The 7,391-nt window shown below is 68.8% G+C and carries 6 protein-coding genes; 4 read left to right on the plus strand and 2 right to left on the minus strand.

What is annotated here, in order from left to right; genetic code table 11:
* The first annotated feature begins 19 nt into the window (after positions 1–19).
* Both glpK and KOL93_RS06515 read left to right on the plus strand, forming a co-directional pair.
* Positions 20–1,534: a glycerol kinase GlpK gene (gene glpK / locus KOL93_RS06510; protein ID WP_221584488.1), complete on the plus strand. Its 1,515-nt coding sequence runs from the start codon at positions 20–22 to the stop codon at positions 1,532–1,534.
* Positions 1,535–1,702: 168 nt separating this feature from the next.
* Positions 1,703–3,421, plus strand: coding sequence for a glycerol-3-phosphate dehydrogenase/oxidase (locus KOL93_RS06515; protein ID WP_221584489.1), 1,719 nt, complete (start codon positions 1,703–1,705; stop codon positions 3,419–3,421).
* Between the two features lie 42 nt (positions 3,422–3,463).
* Here KOL93_RS06515 and ffh read toward each other — a convergent pair whose 3' ends face one another.
* Both ffh and KOL93_RS06525 read right to left on the minus strand, forming a co-directional pair.
* Positions 3,464–5,029: a signal recognition particle protein gene (ffh, locus tag KOL93_RS06520; protein WP_221584490.1), complete on the minus strand. Its 1,566-nt coding sequence runs from the start codon at positions 5,027–5,029 to the stop codon at positions 3,464–3,466.
* 13 nt (positions 5,030–5,042) lie between these two features.
* Positions 5,043–5,603, minus strand: coding sequence for a TetR/AcrR family transcriptional regulator (locus KOL93_RS06525; RefSeq protein WP_308291557.1), 561 nt, complete (start codon positions 5,601–5,603; stop codon positions 5,043–5,045).
* An 80-nt stretch (positions 5,604–5,683) separates the two neighbouring features.
* Between KOL93_RS06525 and lipB the strand changes: the two genes are divergently transcribed.
* Complete coding sequence (lipB, locus tag KOL93_RS06530) at positions 5,684–6,325, plus strand: lipoyl(octanoyl) transferase LipB (protein ID WP_221584491.1); 642 nt, start codon at positions 5,684–5,686, stop codon at positions 6,323–6,325.
* Between the two features lie 50 nt (positions 6,326–6,375).
* Positions 6,376–7,338: a lipoyl synthase gene (gene lipA, locus KOL93_RS06535; RefSeq protein ID WP_221584553.1), complete on the plus strand. Its 963-nt coding sequence runs from the start codon at positions 6,376–6,378 to the stop codon at positions 7,336–7,338.
* The last annotated feature ends 53 nt before the right edge of the window (positions 7,339–7,391 follow it).

The following is a 7,391-nucleotide window of genomic DNA, read 5'->3' on the forward strand; positions in this document are numbered from 1 at the left end:
TTCAAAGGAGAATCCACTCATGGGCGACTACATCCTCGCTATCGACCAGGGCACGACCTCGAGCCGCGCGATCATCTTCGACAAGAAGGGATCGATCATCTCCTCCGGGCAGAAGGAGCACGAGCAGATCCTCCCGCGTGCCGGGTGGGTCGAGCACGACGCGGTCGAGATCTGGCACAACGTGCAGGAGGTCATCGGCCTCGCACTGAGCCGCGCCGACCTCACGCGCCATCACATCGAGGCCGTCGGCATCACGAACCAGCGTGAGACGACGGTCGTGTGGGACCGGACCACCGGCCAGCCGGTGCACAACGCCATCGTGTGGCAGGACACGCGCACGCAGTCGATCGTCGACCGCATCGCCGGCGATGAGGGCGTCGACCGCTTCAAGGACATCGTGGGCCTCCCGCTCGCGACCTACTTCGCCGGGACGAAGATCGCCTGGATCCTCGAGAACGTCGACGGGGTGAAGGAGCGCGCCGAGGCGGGCGAGCTGATGTACGGCACGACCGACTCCTGGGTGCTGTGGAATCTCACCGGCGGGTCGGACGGCGGCGTGCACGTCACCGACGTGACGAACGCCTCTCGCACCCTGTTCATGGACCTCGAGACCCTCGAGTGGCGCGACGACATCCTGAGCGAGTTCGGCGTGCCGCGCTCGATGATGCCCGAGATCCGTTCCTCGTCCGAGATCTACGGCTACGCCGAGGACTCGTCGCTGCTGCGCGAGACCCCGATCTCGGGGATCCTCGGCGACCAGCAGGCCGCGACCTTCGGTCAGGCCGCGTTCCACAAGGGCGAGAGCAAGAACACGTACGGCACGGGCAACTTCCTCATCTTCAACACGGGTGAGGAGATCGTCCGCTCGCAGAACGGCCTGCTGACGACCCCCTGCTACAAGCTCGGCGACCAGCCGACGCAGTACGCGCTCGAGGGATCGATCGCGGTGACCGGATCCCTGATCCAGTGGCTGCGCGACCAGCTCGGCATCATCTCCTCGGCCCCCGAGGTCGAGGAGCTGGCCAAACAGGTCGACGACAACGGCGGCGTGTATTTCGTGCCGGCGTTCTCCGGTCTGTTCGCCCCGTACTGGCGCCCGGACGCGCGCGGCGCCCTCGTCGGGCTCACGCGCTTCTCGAACCGGAACCACATCGCGCGCGCCGCGCTCGAGGCGGTCGCGTTCCAGACGCGCGACGTGCTCGACGCCGTCAACGCCGACGCCGGTGTCGAGCTCAGCGAACTGAGGGTCGATGGCGGGATGGTCGCGAACGACACGCTCATGCAGTTCCAGGCTGACGTCATCGGCGTGCCGGTGGTGCGTCCCGTGATCGCCGAGACGACCGCTCTCGGAGCGGCGTACGCGGCGGGTCTCGCGGTCGGCTTCTGGGCCGACCTCGATGAGGTGGCCGACAACTGGCAGGAGGACACGCGCTGGGAGCCCGCGATGGAGGACTCGGAACGCGACCGCCAGCTCCGGAACTGGCACAAGGCCGTCACGAAGTCGATGGACTGGGTCGACGACGACGTGAAGTGAGCCGACGGCGCTCACGCGACGCAGGGCACGGGTTCCGGAAGGGATCCGTGCCCTGCGTCGCAACCGCTTCGAGATGATCTCGAGGCGTTTCCCGGGCCTCGCCCTCACGCGACGGGTCCATGATGGGAGGGGACAGCCGAGACCGCCACGCCACGAAAGGTCACACGCATGACGGAGCGCCCGATCGTCGCCGACGTCCGCGAGCGAGGACGTGCGCAGGTGGTGATCATCGGCGGGGGCATCAACGGCATCGCGACGTTCCGGGACCTCTCACTGCAGGGCGTCGATGTCGTGCTGATCGAGCGGAACGACTTCGCGTCGGGCGCCTCGGCCGCGTCGAGCCACATGGTCCACGGAGGGATCCGCTACCTCGAGAACGGCGAGTTCCGTCTCGTGCACGAGTCGGTGCAGGAGCGAAACGACCTGCTGAAGACGGCGCCCCACTACGTGAAGCCTCTGAAGACGACAGTGCCCATCTACTCCTTCTTCTCGGGACTCCTCAGCGCCCCGATGCGCTTCCTCTTCCAGAAGCAGGGCCGTCCCGCCGAGCGCGGCGCCGCCGTCATCAAGATCGGCCTCACGATCTACGACCTGTTCGCGAGCGTTGGTCGCTCGACCCCGTGGCACCGGTTCCGCGGACGCACGTCGTCGCTCCGCGAGCTGCCGATGCTGAACCCCGACGTGAGATTCACCGCGACCTACTTCGATGCGTCGATGCACGACCCGGAGCGCCTCGCGCTCGACGTGCTCTCCGACGGCCTCGCCGCGAACCGCTCCGCCCGGGCACTCAACTACGTCGAGGCGGTCTCCCGCACCGATGACGGCATCGTCCTCCGCGACCGGGAGACGGGACACGAGTTCGCGGTCGCGTGCGATGTGATCGTCAACGCCTCCGGGCCGTGGACCGACCTCACGAATCGGGCCCTCGGAGCTGAGACCCGTTTCATGGGCGGCACAAAGGGATCCCACATCGTGCTCGACAACCCGGCCCTCGTCGATGCGACGGGCGGGCGCGAGATCTTCTTCGAGCACTCCGACGGGCGCATCGTTCTCATCTATCCGCTCAAGGACCGCGCGATGGTCGGCACGACCGACATCCAGGCGGATCCGGCGCAGCCGGCACGCTGCACCGACGACGAGGTCGACTACTTCCTGGATCTCATCGGCGACGTCTTCCCCGACGTGCCCGTTTCGCGCGACGAGATCGTCTATCGCTTCAGCGGGATCCGCCCGCTCCCGGCGAGCGACGCCGAGGCCAATGGGCAGATCTCGCGCGACTACCGCATCGAGATCGACCAGGCGAACGACGGCGGTGCGCCGCGCACGCCCGTCGTGAGCCTCATCGGCGGCAAATGGACGACCTTCCGGGCGCTCGGCGAGACGCTGTCGGATGTCGTGCTCGGAATGCTGCGGCTGCCCCGCGTGGTCAGGACGCGCGGGCGCGCGATCGGCGGCGGCCGCGACTTCCCGACGACCCATCGCGCCCGGGAAGTCTGGCTGCGTTCGCGCATGCAGGGGTCCGGACGCCGAGGACAGGTCCTGCTCGATCGCTACGGCACCAGGGCCGAGCGCGTCTGGGACCTCATCGAGGAGGAGCACGACGACCAGCTCGCTGGCAGCGCGCTGTCGACGCGCGAGCTCATGTGGATGGTCGAACGCGAGCACGTCGTGCACCTCGACGACGTCGTGCTGCGCCGCACCGACCTGGCCTTCACGGGCGCGATCACGGCCGAGCTGCTCGAGCGCATCGCCGACGCCCTCGCTCCCCTGCTCGACTGGGATGCTGCCCGGTGCGACGCAGAGGTTCGCCGTACCACCGAAATCCTCCGCGACGCCCACGGCGTCGATTTCGCGTCGATCGTGGGGGACCCGGCCGAGCGCGCGTGACGCGCCGACCACCCTCGGCCGCAGGGGCCGCGCGCGGCGAGGTCAGCCCTTGCCGAAGAGCTTCTGGATCTCAGCCATGTCGGTCTCGCTCGGCTCCGGCGCCTTCGTCCCGCCGAGGCCGAAGCCGGATCCGGTCGGCTGCTCCTGCGGCGCGTCGGTCTCCTGCGCCGCGCGCTTGGCGGGGTTGCCGGAGCGGCCCGACTGGTGCTTGGCCTTCTTGACCTTCTTGCTGGCGCGCTTCGCCGAGGCACCGGGCTTCATCCCCGGCATGCCACCCATCCCGGGCATCCCGGCGTTCTCGCCCCTGGCCATCTTCTTCATCATCTTCGCCGCCTGCTCGAAGCGGTTGACGAGCTGATTCACCTCGGTGACGGTGACACCGGATCCGCGGGCGATGCGGGCACGACGGGATCCGTTGAGGATCTTCGTGCTGTGTCGCTCGGCGGGCGTCATGGAGCGGATGATCGCCTCGGTGCGATCGATCTCGCTCTCGTCGAAGTCCTGAAGCTGCTGCTTCATCTGGCCGCCCATGCCCGGCAGCATGCCGAGCATCTTCTTCATCGAGCCCATCTTCTTGAGCTGCTGCATCTGCTCGAGGAAGTCGTCGAGGGTGAAGGCCTCCTTCGCGAGCTTCTCGGCGACCTTCTTCGCCTCCTCCTCATCGAAGGCCTCCTGGGCCTGCTCGATGAGCGTGAGGATGTCGCCGAGGTCGAGGATGCGGCTCGCCATGCGGTCCGGGTGGAACTCCTCGAGGTCGTCGAGGGTCTCTCCCGTGGACGCGAAGATGATGGGGCGCTGCGTGATCGACGCGACCGACAGCGCCGCACCGCCGCGCGCGTCGCCGTCGAGCTTCGAGAGCACGACGCCCGTGAAGTCGACGCCATCGAGGAACGCCTTCGCCGTGTTGACCGCGTCCTGACCGATCATCGAGTCGATGACGAACAGCACCTCGTCCGGGTCCGTCGCTCGGCGGATGTTCGACGCCTGCTTCATGAGCTCTTCGTCGACGCCGAGGCGGCCGGCGGTGTCGATGATCACGACGTCATGCAGCTTCTGCTGCGCCAGCGCGACGCCCTCCTTCGCGACCCTCACCGGGTCCCCGACGCCGTTGCCCGGCTCCGGCGCGTAGACGGCGGCGCCGGCCTGCTCCCCGACGACCTGGAGCTGGTTCACCGCGTTCGGACGCTGCAGGTCGGCGGCGACGAGCATCGGCGTGTGCCCGTCCTTCTTCAGGCGCTTGGCGAGCTTGCCCGCGAATGTGGTCTTTCCGGATCCCTGCAGACCCGCGAGCATGATGACGGTCGGCGGAGTCTTGGCGAACTGCAGCTTGCGCTGCTGACCGCCGAGGATCTCGACGAGCTCCTCGTTGACGATCTGCACGACCTGCTGCGCCGGGTTGAGCGCTTTGTTGACCTCATCGCCGAGAGCGCGCTCGCGCACGGTCGCGGAGAAGCTCTTGACCACCTCGAGCGCGACGTCGGCGTCGAGCAGGGCGCGTCGGATCTCGCGCACGGTGCCGTCGACGTCGGCCGCCGACAGCTTGCCCTTGGTGCGGAGATTCTTGAAGGTCTCGGTGAGGCGCTCAGAGAGGTTGCCGAAAGTAGCCATGATGACGGCGATTTTACCGTGTCGGAACGACGTCGAGCGCCCGTGCGAGATGCCAGGCGAATGGCGAGGCTCCCGCGCCCGCCTGAGACCAGGCGCGCAGCGCCTGGAGGACGGCTGCCCCGTAGGCCCCCGCGGTCACGTCGGCGACGAGCGGATCCGTCCCGGCGACGCGCAGCGCGCGCGCCGCGATCTGGGCGATGCGGCTCATGCGCAGCGCCGACTCGACCTCGAGGTGCTCCTCGAGGCGCATCGCATCGGCATGCGCGAACGCCAGCGCGAGGGCGTCGGGTGCGAAGTCGCGGGCTATGTCGTCGAGCGCCTCCCGCAGCGCCGCACCGCCGTCGACCGCAGCCGCGGCCGCGCGGATCCGTTCGTCGAGCGCGCCCCACAAGAGGTCGGCCTTGCCCGCGGCGTAGTTGAAGAAGCTCGACCGGCCGACGCCCGCGCGCGTCGCGATCTCGGCGACGCTCGTCGCGTCGTACCCCTGTTCGAGGAACAGCTCGATCGCCGCCTCGGCGAGCATGTCGCGCGAGATCGCCTTGGGCCTGCCCGGCCGCCCCTTCTGGTTCGCCACGCCTCCAGCGTAGGTGCCGGTGCTCCATCACCACCGGGGGCTATTGTTGGACGCAGTCCATCAACTCACGAGGAGGATGCATGATCGAGGTGCTCGAAGCGGGCTACGCCCCGCACTGCGTGTCGTACCACGAGGGGTGGAATCTGCAGCGGCGGATCCACGGGGAGGTCGTGAGCGGCACGCGCCCCGAGACGCTCATCCTGCTCGAGCACGAGGCGGTGTTCACCGCCGGCACCCGCACCGAGGAGCACGAGCGCCCCGGCCTCAGCGAGACGCCCGTCGTGGATGTGGATCGCGGCGGCAAGATCACGTGGCACGGCCCCGGACAGCTCGTGGGCTACCCGATCGTCCGCATCGCGGAGCAGCGCGACGTCGTCGGTCACGTGCGCCGCCTCGAGAGGATGCTCATCCAGCTGCTCGCCCCGCTGGGCATCGAGGGCACCCAGATCCGCGGCCGGAGCGGCGTCTGGGTCGAGGGTCCGCTTGCGCCGGCGAAGATCGGGGCGATCGGCGTGCGCGTCGAACGAGGTGTCTCGATGCACGGCTTCGCCCTCAACTGCGACAACTCCCTCGCTCCGTACGACGAGATCGTGCCGTGCGGGATCACCGATGCCGGCGTCACGACGATCGTCCGGGAGACCGGCCAGGACGTCGCCCCCGCCGACCTCGCGTCCGCCGCGGCGACGGCCTTCCGCGACGTATTCGAGGAGGTACCTGCGTGAGCGCCTGCGGTTCCGGACCCACGACCAGCACCGCGCCGAACGGCCGCAGGATGCTGCGCCTCGAGGTGCGCAACGCCGAGACACCCATCGAGAGGAAGCCCGAGTGGATCAAGACGCGTGCGAAGCTCGGCCCCGAGTACCGCGAACTGCATGCTCTCGTGAAGAGCGAGGACCTCCACACGGTGTGCCAGGAGGCGGGCTGTCCGAACATCTTCGAGTGCTGGGAGGACCGCGAGGCGACCTTCCTCATCGGCGGATCCCAGTGCACGCGCCGCTGCGATTTCTGCCAGATCGACACCGGCAGGCCGGCCGAGTACGACACCGACGAACCGCGCCGCGTCGCCGAGTCGGTGCGCCGCATGGAGCTGCGGTACGCCACCGTCACGAGCGTGGCGCGCGATGACCTGGACGACACGGGCGCGTGGCTCAACGCCGAGACGGTGCGTCGGATCCACCAGATGAATCCGCACACCGGCGTGGAGCTCCTCGCGAACGACCACGGCGGCGACCCCGCGTTCCTCGGGCAGATCTTCGACGCGCGCCCCGAGGTGTTCGCGCACAACGTCGAGACCGTTCCGCGCGTGTTCCGCCGGATCCGCCCCGCCTTCACCTACGAGCGGTCGCTCGGCGTGCTCACCCAGGGACACGAGGCGGGACTCATCACGAAGTCCAACCTCATCCTCGGCATGGGCGAGGAGCCCGAGGAGGTCGTGGACGCACTGCAGGACCTGCACGATGCCGGATGCGACATCATCACCCTCACGCAGTACCTGCGGCCGTCGCCTCGGCATCTTCCCGTGCAGCGCTGGGTCAAGCCCGACGAGTTCGTCGAGATGAAGAAGATCGCGGAGGACATCGGGTTCCTGGGGGTCCTGGCGGGCCCGCTCGTCCGCTCGTCCTACCGCGCCGGTCGCCTCTGGGCGCAGTCGATGCGCGAGAAGGGGCGCGAGATCCCCGCGCATCTGCAGCACATCGCCGACAGCGCACCGACCGAGTTCGCCCAGGCGGTCTGAGCGCAGACGAGAGCGGCGGGGGGGGCGCGGGGGGGGCGCCCCCCCGCACGCAG

Origin of the sequence: Microbacterium salitolerans (assembly GCF_019720895.1) — a bacterium.
Classification (GTDB): Bacteria; Actinomycetota; Actinomycetes; order Actinomycetales; family Microbacteriaceae; genus Microbacterium.

Excerpts from the sequence above, each read along its gene's own strand:
- glpK (WP_221584488.1), top strand. The coding sequence starts at position 20 with ATGGGCGACTACATCCTCGCTATCGACCAGGGCACGACCTCGAGCCGC.
- KOL93_RS06515 (WP_221584489.1), top strand. The coding sequence starts at position 1,703 with ATGACGGAGCGCCCGATCGTCGCCGACGTCCGCGAGCGAGGACGTGCG.
- ffh (WP_221584490.1), bottom strand. The coding sequence starts at position 5,029 with ATGGCTACTTTCGGCAACCTCTCTGAGCGCCTCACCGAGACCTTCAAG.
- lipB (WP_221584491.1), top strand. The coding sequence starts at position 5,684 with ATGATCGAGGTGCTCGAAGCGGGCTACGCCCCGCACTGCGTGTCGTAC.
- lipA (WP_221584553.1), top strand. The coding sequence starts at position 6,376 with ATGCTGCGCCTCGAGGTGCGCAACGCCGAGACACCCATCGAGAGGAAG.